Origin of the sequence: Actinophytocola sp. (genome assembly GCF_036378875.1) — a bacterium.
In the GTDB taxonomy this organism is placed as follows: domain Bacteria; phylum Actinomycetota; class Actinomycetes; order Mycobacteriales; family Pseudonocardiaceae; genus Actinophytocola.
Window position 1 is genome coordinate 94,072 of sequence record NZ_DASUVO010000002.1, and the last position, 19,010, is coordinate 113,081.

General features: G+C 71.1%; 17 protein-coding genes. All 17 read left to right on the forward strand.

Annotation, left to right across the window (positions count from 1 at the left end):
* Positions 1–38 precede the first annotated feature (38 nt).
* Positions 39–665, forward strand: a complete 627-nt coding sequence (locus VF106_RS00550) for a NeuD/PglB/VioB family sugar acetyltransferase (RefSeq protein ID WP_330837505.1) — start codon at positions 39–41, stop codon at positions 663–665.
* A 10-nt stretch (positions 666–675) separates the two neighbouring features.
* Positions 676–912 carry a hypothetical protein gene (locus VF106_RS00555; RefSeq protein WP_330837506.1) on the forward strand — a complete coding sequence of 79 codons (237 nt, stop codon included), beginning with the start codon at positions 676–678 and terminating at the stop codon, positions 910–912.
* A gap of 148 nt (positions 913–1,060) precedes the next feature.
* Positions 1,061–2,476, forward strand: coding sequence for a tyrosine-protein kinase domain-containing protein (locus tag VF106_RS00560; protein WP_330837507.1), 1,416 nt, complete (start codon positions 1,061–1,063; stop codon positions 2,474–2,476).
* A gap of 16 nt (positions 2,477–2,492) precedes the next feature.
* Positions 2,493–3,542: an LCP family protein gene (locus tag VF106_RS00565; protein ID WP_330837508.1), complete on the forward strand. Its 1,050-nt coding sequence runs from the start codon at positions 2,493–2,495 to the stop codon at positions 3,540–3,542.
* Between the two features lie 37 nt (positions 3,543–3,579).
* Entirely contained in the window at positions 3,580–4,215 is a 636-nt protein-coding gene (locus VF106_RS00570) for an arsenate reductase/protein-tyrosine-phosphatase family protein (RefSeq protein ID WP_330837509.1), read from the forward strand.
* A 147-nt stretch (positions 4,216–4,362) separates the two neighbouring features.
* Entirely contained in the window at positions 4,363–6,282 is a 1,920-nt protein-coding gene (locus tag VF106_RS00575; protein ID WP_330837510.1) for a polysaccharide biosynthesis protein, read from the forward strand.
* The gene (locus tag VF106_RS00580) at positions 6,270–7,220 is read left to right on the forward strand and encodes an NAD-dependent epimerase/dehydratase family protein (protein WP_330837511.1); all 951 of its coding nucleotides are present in this window, start codon (positions 6,270–6,272) and stop codon (positions 7,218–7,220) included. Before VF106_RS00575 ends, VF106_RS00580 begins: the two co-directional genes overlap by 13 nt.
* Positions 7,217–8,497 carry a nucleotide sugar dehydrogenase gene (locus VF106_RS00585; RefSeq protein WP_330837512.1) on the forward strand — a complete coding sequence of 427 codons (1,281 nt, stop codon included), beginning with the start codon at positions 7,217–7,219 and terminating at the stop codon, positions 8,495–8,497. The genes VF106_RS00580 and VF106_RS00585 overlap by 4 nt, the downstream gene beginning before the upstream one ends.
* 2 nt (positions 8,498–8,499) lie before the next feature.
* Positions 8,500–10,920 (forward strand): glycosyltransferase, encoded by a 2,421-nt coding sequence (locus tag VF106_RS00590; RefSeq protein WP_330837513.1) that lies wholly within the window; start codon positions 8,500–8,502, stop codon positions 10,918–10,920.
* Positions 10,921–10,948: 28 nt separating this feature from the next.
* Positions 10,949–12,013, forward strand: coding sequence for a glycosyltransferase (locus VF106_RS00595; protein WP_330837514.1), 1,065 nt, complete (start codon positions 10,949–10,951; stop codon positions 12,011–12,013).
* Positions 11,995–13,359 (forward strand): O-antigen polysaccharide polymerase Wzy, encoded by a 1,365-nt coding sequence (wzy, locus tag VF106_RS00600; RefSeq protein WP_330837515.1) that lies wholly within the window; start codon positions 11,995–11,997, stop codon positions 13,357–13,359. Before VF106_RS00595 ends, wzy begins: the two co-directional genes overlap by 19 nt.
* 292 nt (positions 13,360–13,651) lie before the next feature.
* The gene (locus VF106_RS00605) at positions 13,652–14,863 is read left to right on the forward strand and encodes a lipopolysaccharide biosynthesis protein (RefSeq protein WP_330837516.1); all 1,212 of its coding nucleotides are present in this window, start codon (positions 13,652–13,654) and stop codon (positions 14,861–14,863) included.
* Positions 14,864–14,873: 10 nt separating this feature from the next.
* A complete protein-coding gene (locus VF106_RS00610; protein WP_330837517.1) occupies positions 14,874–15,434 on the forward strand; it encodes a DapH/DapD/GlmU-related protein in 561 nt (186 codons plus the stop codon).
* Positions 15,431–16,657: a DegT/DnrJ/EryC1/StrS family aminotransferase gene (locus VF106_RS00615; RefSeq protein WP_330837518.1), complete on the forward strand. Its 1,227-nt coding sequence runs from the start codon at positions 15,431–15,433 to the stop codon at positions 16,655–16,657. The genes VF106_RS00610 and VF106_RS00615 overlap by 4 nt, the downstream gene beginning before the upstream one ends.
* Positions 16,654–17,307: a sugar transferase gene (locus tag VF106_RS00620; protein ID WP_330837519.1), complete on the forward strand. Its 654-nt coding sequence runs from the start codon at positions 16,654–16,656 to the stop codon at positions 17,305–17,307. The genes VF106_RS00615 and VF106_RS00620 overlap by 4 nt, the downstream gene beginning before the upstream one ends.
* Complete coding sequence (locus VF106_RS00625; protein WP_330837520.1) at positions 17,304–17,897, forward strand: class I SAM-dependent methyltransferase; 594 nt, start codon at positions 17,304–17,306, stop codon at positions 17,895–17,897. Before VF106_RS00620 ends, VF106_RS00625 begins: the two co-directional genes overlap by 4 nt.
* A gap of 119 nt (positions 17,898–18,016) precedes the next feature.
* Positions 18,017–18,871 carry an ANTAR domain-containing protein gene (locus VF106_RS00630; protein ID WP_330837521.1) on the forward strand — a complete coding sequence of 285 codons (855 nt, stop codon included), beginning with the start codon at positions 18,017–18,019 and terminating at the stop codon, positions 18,869–18,871.
* Positions 18,872–19,010: the final 139 nt, after the last annotated feature.

Sequence of the window (19,010 nt, forward strand, 5' to 3'; positions counted from 1 at the left end):
GTGTCGCGTGCCGGGGAGAGAGGACGGAAACGCCTGCGATGAAACGGAACTCGCCCAACCCCGCCATCGTCCACATTGTCGGCGCTGGCGGACTGGGCAGGGAAGTGCTCGACGCGTTCTTCGCGCTGGGGTATCCGGCGGAGGACCTGGTGCTGGTCGACGACCACGTGCCGACCACCGAGGTGCACGGCGTGCCGGTGTGCCGGCCGTACGAGGTCACCGGCGGCGCCTTCGTGGTCGCGGTCGCCGATCCGGCGGTGCGGCGGACCCTGTCGAAACGCATGATCGGCTACGGTCTCGTCCCGACCTCCGTCGTGCACCCCCGCGCCGTCCTCGCCCACGACGTGCGGCCGACCGACGGCTGCCTGATCCTCGCGGGCGCCTTCGTGTCCACCGGTGTCCGGTTGGGACCGTACACGCAGGTCCACTACAACGTCACGGTCGGCCACGACACCGTGCTGGACGAGTACGTCACCCTCCTGCCGGGCGCGACGGTGTCGGGCAGCGTGACGCTGCGGTCCGACGTCACGGTGGGATGCAACGCGAGCGTGCTCCAGACGCTGACGATCGGTGCGCGCACGATGGTCGGGGCGGGCGCCGTCGTGACCAGGAACCAGCCCGCCGACCGGGTCGTGGTCGGGGTACCCGCGCGGGCAAGACCCTAGGAGTGAAGCCATGTCGGTCGTTCTGGCGGTCGTACAGGTGACCGCGGCCGTGCTGTTGTCGGTGCCACTGGTCATCGCCGCGGTCCACGCGTTGCGCCGCGCCGACCGGCAGATCGACGACATTCTGCGGGAGGAATGCGAGCCGGTCCCGTCGAGTCCGGAAATACCGAGCACGCCGCCGGGCCGCGTCATTCGGCCCGCGGGCGGCGCTTCCGCGCGCGACGTCGTCGAACCGCGTCCGCGGTGAACGCGATTCCCGGTCGTCACGAGGATTTGTCGTCGCGAAAACTGTGGGATAGGGTCGAAACCACATTCCGGCCTGGCCCCAGCCGCAGTCCTGACGTCGCCGATTTGACGTCACATCCCTGAGAGCGGCAACGGCCGGAGGTATCGCGGTGGTCCTTTCTCCCTATGTGCGAGTGGTGCGCAAGCGGTGGCGCATCGTCTTGCTCGGTCTGCTGGTCGGTTTACTCGGCGCCATCACCGTGACGTGGTCGACGCCTCGGCAGTACCAGGCGCAGGTGACCATCTACGTGTCCGCGCAGACCGGTGCGGACGGTGTCGCGGCCGCCTACCAGGGAAGCCTGCTCTCCGAGCAGCGGGTGAAGTCCTACGCGCGGCTGCTGACCGGACTCCGGGTGGCACAGGGCATCGTCGACCACTTAGGACTCGAGGAGCCGGCGGGTAACGTCGCGGGTCGCATCGAGGCATCGGCGCAACCCGACACTGTTCTGCTGACCGCGACCGTGACCGACCGGTCCCCGCGCCGCGCCAAGGACATCGCGGACGCGGCGGGTGTGGTGTTCACCCGCCTGGTCGCCGAGCTGGAGCAGCCCGCGTCGGACGCGCCGCCCACGGTGACCGCGAGAGTCGTCGAACCCGCTGTCCTGCCAACGGTTCCCGCCATTCCCAGTGTCCCCCTGAACCTGACCGTCGGCGTGTTGTTGGGCATCGTGGTCGGCTACGTGCTCGCCCTGTTGCGGGACGCCATGGACACGACGATCAAGTCGACCGACCAGCTGAAGGACACGACGGGCGTGCCGGGTATCGGTGTGGTCTCCCGCGACCCGCGCATGTCCGACTTCCCACTTGCGGTCCTGGCCGACCCGTGGTCGCCGCGTGCCGAGGAGTTCCGAAAGGTACGGACCAACCTCCAGTTCGTCGACGTGGACAAGCCGTGCAAGACGATCGTCCTCACCAGCGCGTTGTCCGGCGAGGGAAAGACATCGACCCTGTGCAACCTCGCCATCACCCTGTCCAGGGCGGGTCGCCGGGTCGCGGTCGTGGAGACCGACCTGCGCCGGCCGCGCGTGGCCGACTACCTCGGGCTCGAGGGCGGGGTGGGCGTGACCAGCGTGCTGGCCGACCGGGTCGGTCTCGCCGAGGCGATCCAGCCGTGGGGCGCGTCCTCGTTCGACGTCCTCACGAGCGGTCCCATCCCGCCGAACCCGAGCGAACTGCTCGCCTCACGGCAGATGGCGGGCCTGCTGGCCGAACTGCGCGACTCCTACGACGTGGTGCTGCTCGACACGCCCCCGGTGCTGCCCGTCACCGACGCCGCGGTGCTGGGTGCGGCGTGCGACGGCGCGCTCGTGGTGGTCCGGTACGGGCGCACCACGACGCACCAGGTCGCCGCGGCGGCGTCGGCGTTGCGTGCCGCGTCCGTGCGGCTGCTGGGCACGGTCCTCACGATGGTGCCGAAGTCCAGTCAGGACTCCTACGGGCGCTACTACGCACCGGAGCAGGACGACGGCGAGCCGGGCGGGCGGGTCGGGTCGTCGATGACGGTGCACGCGGACAATCGCCGGTGACGCGGGAGGGAGGAACGTGGTGTCCGAACAGTCCACTGCCCCCGATGGCGGACGCCGCCTTCGTCGCCGCCTCTGGATCGCCGCGCGGATCGTCGTCTGTCTGCTCGTCGCGGCGGTCTGCGTCGCGACGGCCAGCGTCTACTTCGGCAGCGAGCACCTGGCCAACCAGGTCGACCGCTACCCGGGGGTGTTCGCCGAGGTGCCGGAGGAGTCCCGGCCACCCGAGACGGAGGCGTTGACCATCCTCCTCGTCGGCAGCGACAGCCTCGCTTCCGCCCCGACCACCGGCAGCACCGCTGTGTCCACATCGGACCTACGCGGATCGGGACGCAGCGACGTGATCATGTTGATGCGTATCGACAAGGGGTTCACCCACGCCACGGTCGTGTCGTTCCCCAGGGACTCCTGGGTCCTCGTACCGGGACGCGGGATGATGAAGATCAACGCGAGCTTCGCCATCGGCGGTCCATCCCTGCTGGTGCGCACGATCGAGGACGCCACTGACATCCGCGTGGACCATTTCGCGGTCGTCGACTTCACGGGCTTCCAGGCGCTCACCGACGCGGTCGGCGGCATCGTGGTGGACGTCGCCGCACGGACGACGTTCGGCTCCCTCGTGCTGCACGCGGGGAAGAACCACCTCGACGGCAAGCAGGCGCTCGCGTACGTGCGGCAGCGCAAGGGACTTCCCAGAGGCGACCTCGACCGCGTGCGGCGGCACCAGAGCGCCATTCGGGCACTGTTCACGAAGGCCGCCTCGGACGGGCTGCTCGACCCCGTGCGGGGATACGACTTCGCCCTCGAGCTGACCCGGTGGATCACCGTCGACGACACGCTCACGAACGACCAGCTCCGCACCATCGCCATGCGGCTGCCCGCGCTGGGCGTCGGAGGCATCACGTTCCTGACCGCCCCGGTGGCCGGTCTCGGCAGGGAGGACAAGCAGTCGGTGGTCTACCTGGACGCCGCGCGGTGCGCCCGCCTGTGGGAAAGGCTCTCCGCCGACGACGTCGACAGCTACCTGCGCACCGACCCCACCGTCGAGTTGGGACAGACGAACCCATGAGGGCCATGCGAAACTTGCGCCCGGACAGGGCAGGCACATGACGAACTCGAGGTTCGGCATCCTCTTCGTGTGCACCGGCAACATCTGCCGGTCACCCGTCGCCGAGATCATGACCCGGTCCCTGCTCGACGAGCGGCTCGGCGAGCACGCCGACGCGTTCACCGTTGCCAGCGCGGGCACCGCGGCGATCCCCGGGTCGCTGCTGGCGACCGGCAGTGGCGCGGCGTTGAGCGCATTGGGCGTCTCCCACGCCGTGTGGTCGTTCCGCGCTCGCCGGCTGAGCGCCGGCATGGTGGCCGCGGCCGACCTGGTGCTCACCGCGGAACGCGGCCACCGGCAACTGGTGGTCACGCTCCAACCGTCGGCGCTGGCAAGGGCGTTCTGCTTCCGGGAGTTCGTCCGGCTGCTCGCGGGCGTCGAACGGCACGACCTGCCCACCGACCCGGTGGCCCACGCGCGTGCCGCGGTCGCGCTGGCCAGGGGCCGTCGCGGGACGATCGGGATCGTCCGCGCGGAGACGGACGCCATCCCCGATCCGATCGCCAAGCCGCCCAGTGCACACGAGCGTTCCGTGGAGCTGATCACCGCGACCTCGCGGCGACTGGTGGAACTGCTGATCCCGCCTGCCCGGCGGACGGAGACAGGACTGTCGGCGGAAGGAGTCATGGCCTAGCAGCACGTTCCCGGGCGGCGGCCCGAACGAACACGCGCATCCCGTGATGTCTCCCCAGACCCCGCAGCATCTCGGTCGTCACCGCTCACGGCGCATCTCGCCGGCGGCCTTACGAACAGAAACCGACGTGCTCCGAGGGAGACATCCATGGCAGCGATTTCGACGACGTCCGAGCTTCGGGGCAGGCCCGCCGGACGTTGGCTGAGAAGAACCGCCGTCCCGGTCGCCGACGCCGCGGCCTGGGCCGTCGCCCTGACCGCCGCGACGTGGTTCCGCTACGAGTTCGACCTCGCCGAGGTGCAGCCGGCCGCTCTACTGTGGACGATGGTCGTGACGGCCGTCGTGCTGTGGTGCCTCGGGGTCATGACCTTCCTCTACTTCGGACGGTATCCGACCGGAAGCCTTGACGAGGCACTGCACCTGGCCAGGGTGACCGTCCTGGTCGGCATCGCCGTCTTCACCATCTGCCTGCTCGCGGACGTCCCGCCGGTCCCGCGTTCGGTCCCGCTGATCGCCTGCCCGCTGGCGCTGGCCGTGTCGTTGGGCGTGCGGGTTCTCCTGCGCAGCCAGCGCGCCCGCCGAACGCGACCGGACCGGGTCCACGCCCGGCGTGCGATCGTCTACGGCGTCGAACACCGTGGCGAGGAGCTGGTCCGCGCCATGCGCGGCGGCGCCGCAGGCGACACCCTCCCGGTGGCCCTGCTCGACGACGACCCGTCACTGCGCCGTGCCAAGGTCGCGGGGGTTCGCGTGATGGGCACCGGCCGCGACCTCGAGACCGTGGTCAGGGACACCGAGGCCCAGATACTCGTCGTCACCGCGCCTCCTTCGGAGGAACGGCGGATGGTCATCGCGCAGGCCCGCTCGGTCGGGCTCGAGGTGCGGATCCTGCCGCCACTGACGGAGCTGTTGCGCTCCCGCGAACAACTGCCCGGCGTCGACGTCACCGAGCTCCTCGGGCGCCGGCAGGTCGAGGAGGACCTCACACCGTTCGGCGCATGGCTGAGCGGCCGGCGGGTGCTGGTCACCGGGGCGGGCGGCTCGATCGGCGCCGAGCTGTGCCGGTACGTCCACCGGTTCCGCCCCGCCGAGGTCATGCTGCTTGACCGGGACGAGTCGGCGTTGCACGCGCTCCAGCTGTCGATCCGCTCCTGGTCCTGTTTGGACTCACCCGAGGTGGTCCTCGGTGACGTCCGGGACGTCGAGGCGATGCGCACGGTGATGCGTGAGCGCCGGCCGGACGTGGTGTTCCACGCCGCCGCGCTGAAGCACCTCACCGTGCTGGAGCGGTACCCGGCCGAGGCGTGGAAGACCAACGTGCTCGGCACGCTCGCCGTGCTGGACGCGGCCCAGTGGGCCGGGGTGGACACCTTCGTCAACATCTCCACCGACAAGGCGGCGAACCCGACGAGCGTGCTCGGCCGGTCGAAGCGCATCGGGGAACGGCTCGTCGCCGACTTCGCCAGGCGCACGGGCAAGTCGTACCTGTCCGTCCGGTTCGGCAACGTGCTCGGCAGCCGGGGGTCGGTGCTCACCACGTTCATCGAGCAGATCGCGACCGGCCAGCCCGTCACGGTGACACACCCCGAGGCGACGCGGTTCCTCATGACCGCGCAGGAGGCCGTGCAGCTGCTCATCCAGGCGGCGAGCATCGGCTCGGCTGGCGAGGTGCTCGTGCTCGACATGGGTGACCCGGCCCGGATCACCGACCTCGCCGAGCGGCTCATGGCGGTCACGGGGCGGCGTTCGCCGATCGTCTACACCGGACTCGGTCGCGGCGAGAAGCTGCACGAGCAGCTGTTCGGCGACGGCGAGGACGACTGGCGCCCGGTGCACCCGGCGATCTCCCACGTCGCCGTGCCGCCGCTTGCCCCGCGCGTGGTCCACACGCGCTGCGCTGAGCTCGGTCCCGGCGCCGCGATGGCCGCGCTGGTCGACGAGAGCCCGTCGACACCGGCGGACAAAGCGCCCGGTGAATCCCGCCCGGCCGAGTCGGGTTGGCGCCGCACGCCGGTCGGCGTGGCGACCTGGAACAACAAGAAGGAGGACCCGGCGTGCGAGTCGTGATCACCGGAGGCGCCGGGTTCATCGGCGCGAACCTCTGCCGTGCACTGGCGGCACGGCACGAGGTGCGCGTGCTCGACGATCTCAGCACGGGAAGTGCTGACAACCTCGCGGGCGTGGACGTCGCCGTCCAGCTCGGGTCGGTGCTCGACGCCGACGCGGTTCGCGAGGTGTGCGAAGGAGCCGCCGCCATCGTCCACCTGGCCGCGGTCCCGTCCGTGCCGCGTTCCATCGAGAACCCGAAGCGCAGCCACGACGTGAACGTGACCGGAACCCTGACCGTGCTCGAGGTGGCCAGGGAGGTCGGCGCGCACGTCGTCACCGCGTCGTCGAGCTCGGTGTACGGCGACGGCGCCACCGCCAAGGCCGAGGACGTCGTGTGCCGGCCGGCGAGCCCGTACGCGGTGAGCAAGCTGGCGGCCGAGGCCTACACGTCCGCCTACCGGACCTCGTTCGCCCTGGACGCCGTCTCCTTCCGCTTCTTCAACGTCTTCGGCCCGCTGCAGGCCGCGAACCACGCCTACGCCGCGGTGATCCCGGCCTTCCTCCACGCGGCGCTGCACGATGTCCCGCTGACGGTGCACGGGGACGGTGAGCAGTCCCGCGACTTCACCCATGTGGACTCGGTCGTCAGCGTGCTGACCGACGCCGTCGAACGGCGCCTGACCCATCCGACGGCGGTCAACCTCGCCTTCGGCACGCGGACCACGCTCAACGAGCTCGTCACCATGCTCGGCGAGCTGCTCGGGCGGCGGCTCGCGGTCGAGCACCGGCCATCGCGGCTCGGCGACATCCGGCACTCGCGGGCCTATCCGGCCACGTTGCGGGAGCTGTTCCCCGACGTGCGCCCGGTACCGGTCCGGGTCGGGTTGGCACGGACGCTGTCGTGGATGCGAACCCAGTCCGAGGCGCTCGCCGCGGAATCGAGGGTCACGGTATGAGCGGCACAGGGCATGAGCCGTCCGCGAAGCTCGTGATCGTCGGCCAGGGTTACGTGGGTCTCCCGGTGGCGATGCGTGCCGTGGGCGTCGGTTTCCTCGTCATCGGGCTCGACACCGACAGCGTCCGGGTCTGGTCGCTCAAGGACGGTCAGTCCTATGTGGATGACGTGACGGACGGCCAGCTCCGGTGTGCGTTGGCCAGTGGGCGGTACCTGCCGACGGATCGCTACGAGGACGTCGAGGGCTTCGACGCTGCCGTCATCACCGTGCCGACCCCGTTGACGGACTCCGTACCGGATCTCCGGTTCGTGACGGCGGCCGTGCGTGGCCTCGCGCCCTACCTGCGTCCGGGTGCGACGGTCGTGCTGGAGTCGACCACATATCCCGGCACCACCGAGGAGGTCGTCGTCCCGTTGCTCGAGGCGGGCAGCGGTCTGGTCGCCGGCAAGGACTTCCACGTCGGCTACAGCCCGGAACGCATCGACCCCGGCAACCGGAGATGGACGTTCGTCACGACACCGAAGGTCGTGTCCGGGATCGACGAGCGTTCGCTGACGGCGGTTCGGGACCTGTACGACCACCTGGTCGACTCGACCATACCGGTGGACACCACCAAGGAGGCCGAGCTCACGAAGCTGCTGGAGAACACCTTCCGGCACGTGAACGTCGCGCTGGTCAACGAGATCGCGATGTTCGCGCACGAGCTGGGCGTCGACGTGTGGAAGGCGATCGACGCGGCCGCGACGAAACCGTTCGGGTTCCTGCCGTTCCGGCCGGGACCCGGTGTCGGCGGGCACTGCCTCCCGGTCGACCCGACCTTCCTGTCGTGGCGGGTGCGCCGGGACCTCAACCGCGACTTCCGGTTCGTGGGGCTGGCCAACGACATCAACGACCACATGCCGGACTACGTGGTCCAGCGGCTCACCGACGCGTTGAACCGGCACCACAGGGCGGTGCACGACAGCCTCGTGCTGCTGCTCGGCCTCGCATACAAGCCGGGCACCGGGGACATCAGGGAGTCGCCAGCGATGCGTGTCTTCGACCTGCTGTCCGCCCGGGGCGCGGTAGTTCGGGTGGTGGACGCCCACGTGGAGCCGCACCGGTGCCCGTCCGCGATGAAGCTCGTCGATCTGACGGAGTCCGAGGTCCGCCAGGCGGACGCGGTCGTCGTGCTCACCGACCACGAGGACGTCGACTACGCGCTCGTCGAGCGGGAGGCGCGGTTCGTGCTGGACACCCGGCACCGCGTGTCAGGACCGCAGGTGGAGTACCTGTGAGCATGACCGAGACGTTGAGAACCACCGCCGCGGCCGAGCAACCCGCACCGGCGGCACTGTCCGTCCTGTTGGTACTGAAGACCAGCGAGGGCGGATTGTGGGTGCTGCCGCACATCGACGAGCTGCGCAGACGAGGACACGCCGTGGTCGTGGTGCTGCCCGAACAGCCGGGCCGGCTCCGCACCGCCCTGGCCGCACGAGGTGTGCCGGTCGTCGACAGCCCGCTCGACTTCCAGTTCCGGCCGAGCGTGGACACCCTGGCCGGGCTGCTGCGGCTGCGGCGCCTGCTCGTCCGGCTCGCACCGGACGTGTTGCACTACCACCTGTACGCCTCCGCGCTGGCCACCCGGTTGTCGAGCCTCGGGCTGGGCATCCCGCGGGTGCACATGGTGGCCGGGCCGTTGTACCTCGACGCGGCGCCCATCCGGATGGCGGAACGGTTTCTCGCCCGGCTCGACACGGTGACCATCGGCGGCAGCGCCCACACCGTCGATCGATACCGCCGGCTCGGCCTGCCGGCGGCCAGGACGCCGACCATTCCGTACGGTGTGGACACCCGGCGGTTCCAGCCGTTCCCGCCGGAACGACGCGAACGGGCCAGGGCGGAACTCGGCCTGGCGCCGGACGCCTTCGTCGTGGTCATGGTGGCCTACGTCTACGCGCCGAAACCATCGCTGCACGGCGCGTACGGGGTCAAGGGGCACGAGGTCCTGCTGGCGGCGTGGCGCGGTTTCCACGCCGAGCACCCCGAAAGCCGCCTGCTGATGGTCGGCAGCGGCTTCGACGAGGCGGGGGAGCGGCACCGGCAGTCCATGGTCCGACTGTTCCAACTGGACGACCCGGACCACGGCGTCACCCGCGTCGACAGCACCGACGACGTCCGTACCTACTACGCCGCGGCCGACCTGTCCGTCTCGCCGTCCTTTTCGGACAATCACGGCGCCGTTCTCGAGGCGAGCGCCATGGGGGTGCCGAGCGTCGTCAGCGACGCCGGTGCCCTGCCGGAAGCCGTGCCGGCGGGCTGCGGGCTGGTGGTACCCGCCGGTGACGTGGAGGCGCTGGCAAACGCTCTGCGCCATGCCTTCGCCGAGCACGAGGCCGGGCGGCTCGCCGCCTGGGGCCGCTCGGCGCGAGACCTCGTGGTGCGGGAGTTCTCCGCCGTGCGCTCCGCCGACGCGGTCGTCGACGTCATCGAGCGGGTCGCCGGCCGAACCCCGCACGGCGCCCGGGAGCTGACCCTGTTCACCGAGGCCAGGTTCGTCTGGCGGCAGGGGCAGTGGATGCCGGTGGATCCGGTGAACGGCAAGCTGCTCCGCACCCCCTATCTGGATGCCGGCAACCGGGTCCGCGTGGTCGCGCGGGCCGGCAGGAGGGGCCGACGCCGACCGTCCCGTTTGGACGACAGCAGCGTGCTGCACCCGTTGCCCTACTACGTCGGTGCTCGCGGCCTCCTGCGTGCGGCGCCCGCGATGAGCGTGTCCGTGACGAAGGCCGTGGCGAACGCCGAGACCGTCGTGCTCCGCCTGCCGGGCCCGGTGGGCACGGTGGCGGGGCTGGCCTGCCAGGCGCTGGGCCGGCGCTATGCGGTCGAGATCGTCGGCGACCCCGAGGAGGTGCTTCGCTCCGGCGTGCTCGGCCTGCCGGGCAAGCTCCTCGCCCGCCCCGTCGCCTGGCTCCAGAAGGCGATCGTGGGTAGGGCGGACGCGTCCCGCTTCGTCACCGAGACAACCCTGCAGCGCCGGTACCCGCCACGGCCGGGCACACCCACGGTGGCGGTGTCCAACGTCCGCCTCGACAAGGCGGCGTTCGTGTCGGGTGGCCGAACGTGGCGGCCCGCGCCGTTCCGCGTCGTCGCCGTCGGCAGCCACGAGACCCGCTACAAAGGACACGACGTGCTGCTGACCGCGGTTCGACTCCTCGCCGCCAGCGGGGTGCCGATCATCGCCACGGTCGTGGGCGACGGCCGGCTGCACGGCGAACTGAGGGAGCAGTGCGAAGAGGCCGGACTGGCCGGCACGGTCACGTTCACCGGCGCGCTCGACGGTCCGGGCGAGATCGTCGAGTTGCTGGACGCCGCGTCGCTGTTCGTGATGCCGTCCCGCACCGAGGGACTGCCCAGGGCACTCGTCGAGGCGATGGCCAGGGCACTTCCCGCGGTGGGCTCGGCCGTCGGTGGCATCCCCGAACTCCTCGACAGCTCCTGCCTGGTGCCACCGGACGACCCGGTCGCGCTGGCCGGCGCCATCCGCCGCCTGCTGTCCGACCCGGCCGCGTGGGAGGAACAGTCGGCACGCAACCTCGCCGTGTCACACCGCTACATCCGGTCCGAACTGGACAAACGCTTCGCGTCATGGCTGGCGGCCCTGCCACCGGCACGGCCCCGCCGCCGATCCGCCACGAGCCGCCGGGAGCTGACGGCATGACACTCCCTACGACAACTTCGGATCAGGCATGACTGTGACCGTCGTGCACGTGCTCGGCACCCTGGACCGGGGTGGCGCCGAAACCGTCGCGCTCGAACTGTGCCGGCGCATCCCGCCCACCGAGGTGCGGCAGCGGTTCCTCCTCCTCGGCGAGAGCGAGGGCAGGCTCGCCAACCGGTTCGTCGCCGCGGGCGCCACGGTGGACCGGTGTCCGATCTCGCCTCGGCACACGTTCGCCGTCCGTCTCTGGCGGTGGCTGCGCGCGGCCCGGCCCGACGTCGTCACCTCCCACGTCAGCCTGGCCAGCGGCCTGGTGCTCACGATGGCGGCCCTGGCTGGTGTGCCGGCGCGGATCGCCCGCATGCACAGCGAGGGCGACGGCCACCCGGACACCGAACGCCGGCTGCGAAGAGCGGTGCTCCGGGTGGCTCTGCGGCGGTCGGCGACGGCGGTACTGGGTGTCACCTCCGCCGCGCTCGCCTTCGCCACGCCACCCCCTGCCGACGGCCGCTACCGGGTGGTCCCCAACGGGGTGGACGTCGCGCGCTTCGCCCGCCGGCGTGTGGACGCCGACCACCCCGTGCTGGTCCACATCGGACGCGCCGCGCCGGAGAAGAACCGCGCCTTCCTGCTCGCGGTGCACGTGGAGGCACGCAATGCGGCGCCGGACACGGAACTCTTCATCGCCGGCCCGGGAGGCATCGCCGACCTGCCGGCCTCCGCGTGTGTCGATCCGTCGGTGCGCCTGCTCGGCGACGTCGACCACATCCCCGACATCCTCGCCCGTGCCGGTGTGCTGCTGCTGCCGTCCCATCGGGAAGGGCTCCCCGGCGTCGTGCTCGAGGCACTCGCGGCCGGCGTGCCGGTGCTGGCCTCGGACCTGCCGGGCATTCGCGAGCTGGCCGGCGAGCTGAGCGGCATCACGGTGCTGCCCCTCGTCGCCGGTCCGCGGTTCTGGGCGGAGACCGCGCTGCGCCTTGCCGCGACACCGTCCGCCGAACGCGCGGAGATCCGGACCGTCGTGACCCTCTCCCGCTTCGCGCTGGAGGCCTCTGTGGACGCCTGGAGGCGCGTGTGGATCGCCGGACACTGACCGAGACGGCCGCCGTCGACGACCGGGGCAGGGCGGCCGGAGCGCTGGTGCTCACGCTCGTGCTGGTCGCGGCCGTGGTGCTGGTGTTCCCCGTGCCGGCCGGCGACATCGGCGCGCTGGCCGGCGAGTTCTGGCTCAGCTGGGCGCTGTGCGTGGCACTGCTGTCCCGAAGAGGTTGGTACCGGCCGAGCACCACCTATCTCGTACTCTTCGGACTTTTCCACGGTGGCCTGCTGGTCACCGTGGCCGTGCGGGGACCGGCCGCGTTCACCGCGTACGACACGTCATGGCTCTACGAGGCGTACACGCCGGTGGCCGTCCGGCTGGCGATCGTCGGCATGATCGCCTTCACCCTGTGTGCGCACACCCGCGTCGCCGCTGCCCGACCCGCGCCGCGGCCTGCCCAGTACGGCCCGGTGTGCGGGACGATCGGGCTCGGCGTGGAACTCCTCGGCATCGCCATCTTCGGCGTGGCCGCGGTGAAGGCCGGCGGGGTCGAGGGGTTCCTCGGCGGCTACACGACGTTCCTGCGGATCAACGAGTCCGACGGGCTGCTCGGCTACGGCACCCTGTGCATCGGCTTCGGGGCGGTGCTCGCGATCGTGGCCGGCGGCTGGGCCCGCACGGCGGCGTGGGTCGGCTTCGGCGGCTACGCGGTCGTGGCCTTCCTGATCGGCACCCGGGGAGCGGTGTTGTTCCCGCTGGTGGCGATGCTGGTGGTCGAGGCCAGGCGAGGCCGCGCCATCCGTCCGTTGTGGACGATACTGGGGATCCCGTGCCTGCTCGCGGTCATCGGACTCATCCGCACCGCGCGGCTGGGCGGCGGCGCGTCTTCCTCGCTCCTGGCGGCCCCGCTCGACGCCATCGCGGAGATGGGTCACTCACTGCGCCCGACCGTCGTGGTGCTCGACTGGCACGCCTACGGCGAGCCGTACCGGTTCGGCGAGACCCTCGTGGTGCTCCCGGTACGCGTCCTGGAAACACTCACCGGCTGGCACGGCGGCCCACCCACCGTCGACACCCGCATGTTCAACGTCGAGATCTTCACCAGGGTCGGTCCCATCGGCGGCTCCCCGGTCGCCGAGGGATACCACAACCTGGGATTCTTCGGCGTGGTGCTGGGCCTCGGCCTGATCGGCCTCGTCCTGTCCCGCCTCGAACGGCTACCGAGCACCCCACTCGGCGACGCCACGGTCGGCGTCGTCCTCCTGCCGCTGCTCACCGGCGTCCGCAACTCCTTCGCCCCGATCCCGGTCCAGGTCGCCCTCGGCATCCTGCTGGTGATCCTGGCCCGCGCCGCGATCTGGCTGGGCGAACGCCGCCGAACCCGGGAGGTGGCGCCGTGAGCGGGAGGCATCGTGATGTCCTGAAGGTGCCCTTCGGGACACTCAACCTCAATCCACCGATGATCCTGTGGGGATGTCGCACCCTGCGAGACGGTTGCGGGCCTCGTCAGACACTTCGCGGGCGCCGGGCGCTGCGCGCCCGGCGCGCACCCGCTGGGTCCCGAAAGACGCGTTCGGGGCATCGCCGGTGTCTCGAAAGACGCGCCGATGACGTTCAACGACCCGAAAGAGTCTTTCGAGACAGCGCCGGTGGCACAAACACACCGCCCGCGCAGGCGGCCGGGGTGGCGTCGTGAGCAGGCTCGCCGCCGTGTCTGGTGCCAGTGCGTTGCAGGCCGCCGCCAACGTGTCAGCCGGGCTCGTTGCCACCTGGGTGCTAGCGCCGGCGGACCGCGGTCTGATGGTGCTCGGCCTGACGATCGGCGGGATCAGCGGGCTCGTCGGCGGTCTTGGTTCCGGCGCGGCGTTTCGGGCGGGGCTACCCAACACCAGCGCGCGGCGGTCCCTCGTGTGTGCGTACACGTGGTGCTCGCTCGGTGGGCTGGTGCTCGCCACGGCCGCCGCGGTGTCGGCCGCCGCGGTGTCGGCCTCGTGGATCGATCCGGCGCTGCGTTCGCCCGCGTTTCTCGGCGCCACCGCCGTGTGTACCGCGGGCCAGGTGTTGCTCACCCAGGTGCCGGACGGTTGGTTCGCCGACGGTCACCTCCGGCGGGGTGCGCTCGGGGCGGCTGCGATGAGCCTTGGTGGGCTCACCGGGGTGCTGGCCGCGGCGCCCGCCGGCCCGTCCGCCGCGGTTCTGCTTGCCGCGCAGGGGATCGGCATCGTCGTCGTCGGGCTCGCCGAGGTGGCCGGGTTGTGTCGGGCCGGCCTCCTGCGACTGTCCAAACCGGAGTCGCGGCGGATGAGGGCGATGCTCCGGCAGGGCAGCCCGGCGCTCGGGCTGACCGTCGGGCTCGCGTTCGTGCTGCGGGCCGACCGGTACTGCCTCGGGGTCGTGGCCGGGCCGGCGACGGTCGGGGTCTACTCGCTCGCGGCCACGATGTCCGAGGTGTCGCGCCTGCTGCCGGCCGCGGCGGGCCAGGTGTACCTGAGGGACACCTCGGTCGGACTCGGTGCCCGGCGGCTCGGCGGGGCGACGAGGTTCGCGGTCTGCGCCGCCGCCGTGGGTGGGCTTCTCGTGGTCGTCGCGGGATGGCTGCTGGTCGTGCCGGTGTTCGGACCCGAGTTCGCCGCCGTCGTCGGCCTGCTGCCGGTGCTGGCGGTCGCCGAGGTGTGCCTCGCGCCGTTCAGCGTCGCCAGCCGGGGACTGCTCGGCGGCGGGTGGACCGGTGCCGCGGGTGTGCTCGGCTGCGTCGCCGGTGGCGTGGCCATCGTCGTCTACGGCCTCGCGGCGTCGGCGGGGTCGACCGGCGTCGCGGTCGGTTCGGTACTCGTCTACGCCGGCATGTCCGTGGTCGCCGGCGATCTGCTGCGCCGCCGCGTTCGGACGGCCGCTCACACCTGAAGGGACTGATATGCGAAGGACGTTGCGTGGGGTGCGCCGGGCCGGCGCGCTCGCCATGTCCGCTGCCCGCGTCTGCTACGTACGGCTCGCGTTTCCCGACGTCACGATCACCGGAACGGTGCTGGGCCCGGGGGTCGAGGTCTACGCCGGCAAGGGCGCGGTCGTCGTGCTCAGTGGTGTGGTGGTCGGCCGGGGGTGCCAGATCATCGCCGGACCGGGCGCGTTCCTGCGCGTCGCGGCGGAGTCGGTCGGGCCCCACTCGGTGATCGTGGCACGCGACCACGTCGAGATAGCGGAAGGTTCGCTCCTGGCGGAGATGACGGTGGTGCGCGACGCCGACCACGCCCGCTCCGCCGGCACGCCGCTGCGCGCCGGACTGCACCGCACCGCCCCGGTCTACATAGGACCCGATGTCTGGTTGGGCGCACGGGCAACGGTGCTGCGTGGCGTCCGGGTGGGCGCCGGCGCGACGGTCGCGGCCGGCGCCGTGGTGACGCGCGACGTCGATCCCGGGTCCACTGTGGGCGGTGTGCCGGCACGGGTCATCCGCGTGGGTGAGGGGGCGGCATGAGCACCGGAGCGATCAAGTCGACCGAGTTGGCCATCGACGGTGGTGAACCACTTCGGACCGAGTCACTGCCGCCATGGCCGGTCTTCTCGGCGGAGGAGATCGCAGCGGCGAGCGAGGTGTTGTCGTCCGGCCGGGTCAACTACTGGACCGGCGAGCACGGACGTGCGTTCGAGCACGAGTTCGCCGCGTTCGTCGGCACCCGCTACGCGGTGGCCGTGTCCAACGGCACCGCCGCGCTGGAGATCGCACTGTCCAGTCTGGACATCGGGCCGGACGACGAGGTGATCGTGCCCGCCGCGACGTTCATCGCCACGGCGGGCGCGGTCGTCCGGTGCGGCGCCACCCCGGTGATCGCCGACGTGGACATCCGCAGCCAGTGTCTCACCGCCGAGTCCGTCGAGCCGTTGCTGTCCCCTCGGACCCGGGCGATCGTCGTCGTGCACCTGGCCGGACATCCTGCCGAGCTCGCGGAACTGTTGCGCCTGGCCGAGGAACACGACCTCCGGTTGGTGGAGGACTGCGCGCAGGCGCACGGCGCCCGGTACTTCGACGAGTCGGTTGGCGGCTTCGGCGACATCGCGGCCTGGTCCTTCTGCCAGGACAAGATCCTCACCACCGGCGGGGAAGGCGGCGCCATCACGACCTCGGACCTGTCGTTGTGGCGTCGCTGCTGGGAGTTCAAGGACCACGGCGTCAACGTGTCCACCGTGCGACAACCCAGACGCGGGTACGGGTTCCGCTGGCTGCACGACAGCTTCGGCACGAACGCCAGGATGACCGAGGTGCAGTCCTCGATCGGCAGGCTGCAGCTGCGCAAGGTGAACGACTGGGTCTCCCGGCGCCAGGCGAACGCGAACGCCCTGCTGGGCGTGCTGCGCGAGCTCGACGGGATCCGTGTCGAGGACCCGCCGGCGCACGTCGCGCACGCCTACTACCGCTTCTACGCGCACGTGCGGCCCGAGGCCCTCCGGGACGGCTGGGACCGGGACCGGGTGGTCGCCGCGATCAACGCCGAGGGAATTCCGTGCGCGCACGGCGGATGTACCGAGATCTACCGCGAACGGGCGTTCCAGAGGCTGCCCGGGGTGCCCGAGAGCCTGCCGGTGGCGGCACATCTGGGCGGCACGTCGCTGACCCTGCCCGTTCATTCCAACCTGGACCCGTCGGACGTCACCGACGTGGGCCGGGCGGTGGTGAAGGTGATGGGGGAGGCAACCGCATGACGAGTGGCACGACGAGGGCCGACGGCATGGCCTTCGAGCGTGGGCGGCGGGACACCTCGGCGCGGCGGCTGTTCGACATCCTCGTCACGGTGATCGCGATCGCGTTGCTGCTGCCACTGCTCGGCGTGGTCGCACTGCTGGTGCGGTGGCGGCTCGGGACGCCGGTGCTGTTCCGGCAACGCAGGTCCGGCCGGGACGGCGAGGAGTTCGCGATCCTCAAGTTCCGCACGATGCGCCAGCCGTCCTATCCCGACGAACCCGACCGGGACCGCCAGACCAGGCTGGGCGCCGCCCTACGCCGGGTGAGCATCGACGAGCTGCCCCAGCTGGTCAACATCCTGCGCGGGGAGATGTCGCTGATCGGGCCGAGGCCGACGCTGCCCGAACAGGTCCGCGCGTACGACCGGCGCCAGCGCGGCCGGCTCGCCGTGCGGCCGGGTCTGACCGGATGGGCCCAGGTCCGCGGGCGCAACCGGTTGAGCTGGGCCGAACGGATCGAGCTCGACCTCTGGTACATCGAACACCGGTCGTGGCGGCTCGACGCCTGGATCCTCGTGCTCACGGTCGTCGCGCTCGTCCGGCCACGCGGCATCACCGGCCACGGTGGCGTCAACCCCGGCTTCCCCTCACCCGGGGGATCGCCGTCATGAGCTCCGACGAGCGGCCCGCGGTGAGCGGACCGGTGTACGCACTGTCCACCTGGGACATGTTCCTGTTCGGCTACCACCCGAAGGAGGGTGACCTGATCGTCGACCTCGGCGCGGGCGTCGGCGTCGACACGCGACTGTTCTCCGACCTCGTGAGGCCGGACGGCCGGGTCGTCAGCGTCGAGCCGGACCCGTGGCTGTTCCGGTGCCTGCGCTGGACGATCTCGCAGCACGGGTTGGACAACGTGACGGCGGTACGGTCCACTGTGCTCGGTGCGGCGGCCGAGGGCGCCGTGGCCGGCGAACGGCTGGGCGAGCTCGTCGAGCGGCTCGAGGTGGACCGGATCGACCTCCTCAAGGTGAACATCGGCGGCGGTGAGCTCGGCGTGCTCGCCGCGGCGCCCGCCGTTCTCGCGCGGGTACGCAACATCGTGGTGTCCTGTCACGACTTCCGAGCCGACGAAGGGGGAAGCACGTGGCTGCGGACCAGCGCCGCGGTCGGTGACCTGCTGTGTGAGGCCGGGTTCACGGTGATGCAACGCCCGGCCGACCCTCGGCCGCGGATCTACTACTGCGTCTACGGGACGCGCTAGGTGAGGTCTCACCTTCCGCGGGTGATTGTGTGTGAATATCACGTTTTCGTCTCCCCGAGGGTGAATCGGATGCGGCACAGTGGTCCACACTCCACAGGGGACCGGTGAAGGGAGACAACATGGGCCGAGATGTCGAGTTGGCGACGGCGATCACCGAGCTGTCCTTCGTGCGTCGTCGCCCGTTCGACGAGTCGCGCTATGCCGACGACGTGGCGCGGCATTCGGCCCGGCTGCTGAACGCCGACGACGCGGGCGTCCTCCTCGCCGACACGGAGGGCCGTCTGTCCATCACGGCGGCACTGTCGCAGACGGCTCGCCTTCTGCAGGTCATCCAGGTGCACTACGAGGCGGGGCCGAGCATCGTGAGCTACCGGGACCGCAGGCCGGTGAGCGTGCCCAACCTCGAGACGGAGGACCGCTACGGGGACATCTTCCGGTCCGCCACCCTGAACGCCGGGTTCTCCTCGGCACACGTCATCCCGCTCATGCTGACCGGTGAGATCGTCGGCTCGCTGATCCTGTTCCGGAAGAACCCCGGCGACCTCAGCGCCGACGACCGCGTGGTGGGCAAGGCGCTCGTCAGCGCGGCGACCGCGTTCCTCATCGCCGAGCGGGAGCTCGGCAGGACCGAACGGCGGGTCATCCAGCTGGAGTCCGCGCTGCGCTCGCGAGTCGTCATCGAACAGGCGAAGGGGATCCTCGCCGAGCGGCACGACCTGCCGATGAACAGTGCCTTCGAGACGATGAGGTCGTTCGCCAGGAACAGCAGGCGTCGCCTGGACGAGGTCGCCCGTGCCGTCGTCGAGAACAGCCCGAGCATCGCCAGACTGACCAAACGGAGAACCCCGGCCAGCGCGTACACCCGGATCGCGTCCGTTGCCACGCAACGAACTTCTGCCAACGGCGCACCGAACGGCACGAGCGGGCCAGGCCCGGCCGCGGCGACCTCGACCCTGCCCACCTCGCCCGCCTGAACGGGTCGGGTGATGAGACACCTCGGGGTCCTCTCGGGCTTGTCATACCGCTGAGTGTCACCTGATCGTGCGCAGTGCCGCACAAGCCCGGGTGGACGCACTGCCGTATCCCGGTAGCGGTGTCACGATTCAGCCATGA

Excerpts from the sequence above, each read along its gene's own strand:
- VF106_RS00550 (WP_330837505.1), top strand. The coding sequence starts at position 39 with ATGAAACGGAACTCGCCCAACCCCGCCATCGTCCACATTGTCGGCGCT.
- VF106_RS00555 (WP_330837506.1), top strand. The coding sequence starts at position 676 with ATGTCGGTCGTTCTGGCGGTCGTACAGGTGACCGCGGCCGTGCTGTTG.
- VF106_RS00570 (WP_330837509.1), top strand. The coding sequence starts at position 3,580 with ATGACGAACTCGAGGTTCGGCATCCTCTTCGTGTGCACCGGCAACATC.
- VF106_RS00575 (WP_330837510.1), top strand. The coding sequence starts at position 4,363 with ATGGCAGCGATTTCGACGACGTCCGAGCTTCGGGGCAGGCCCGCCGGA.
- VF106_RS00585 (WP_330837512.1), top strand. The coding sequence starts at position 7,217 with ATGAGCGGCACAGGGCATGAGCCGTCCGCGAAGCTCGTGATCGTCGGC.
- VF106_RS00590 (WP_330837513.1), top strand. The coding sequence starts at position 8,500 with ATGACCGAGACGTTGAGAACCACCGCCGCGGCCGAGCAACCCGCACCG.
- VF106_RS00595 (WP_330837514.1), top strand. The coding sequence starts at position 10,949 with ATGACTGTGACCGTCGTGCACGTGCTCGGCACCCTGGACCGGGGTGGC.
- VF106_RS00610 (WP_330837517.1), top strand. The coding sequence starts at position 14,874 with ATGCGAAGGACGTTGCGTGGGGTGCGCCGGGCCGGCGCGCTCGCCATG.
- VF106_RS00615 (WP_330837518.1), top strand. The coding sequence starts at position 15,431 with ATGAGCACCGGAGCGATCAAGTCGACCGAGTTGGCCATCGACGGTGGT.
- VF106_RS00620 (WP_330837519.1), top strand. The coding sequence starts at position 16,654 with ATGACGAGTGGCACGACGAGGGCCGACGGCATGGCCTTCGAGCGTGGG.
- VF106_RS00625 (WP_330837520.1), top strand. The coding sequence starts at position 17,304 with ATGAGCTCCGACGAGCGGCCCGCGGTGAGCGGACCGGTGTACGCACTG.
- VF106_RS00630 (WP_330837521.1), top strand. The coding sequence starts at position 18,017 with ATGGGCCGAGATGTCGAGTTGGCGACGGCGATCACCGAGCTGTCCTTC.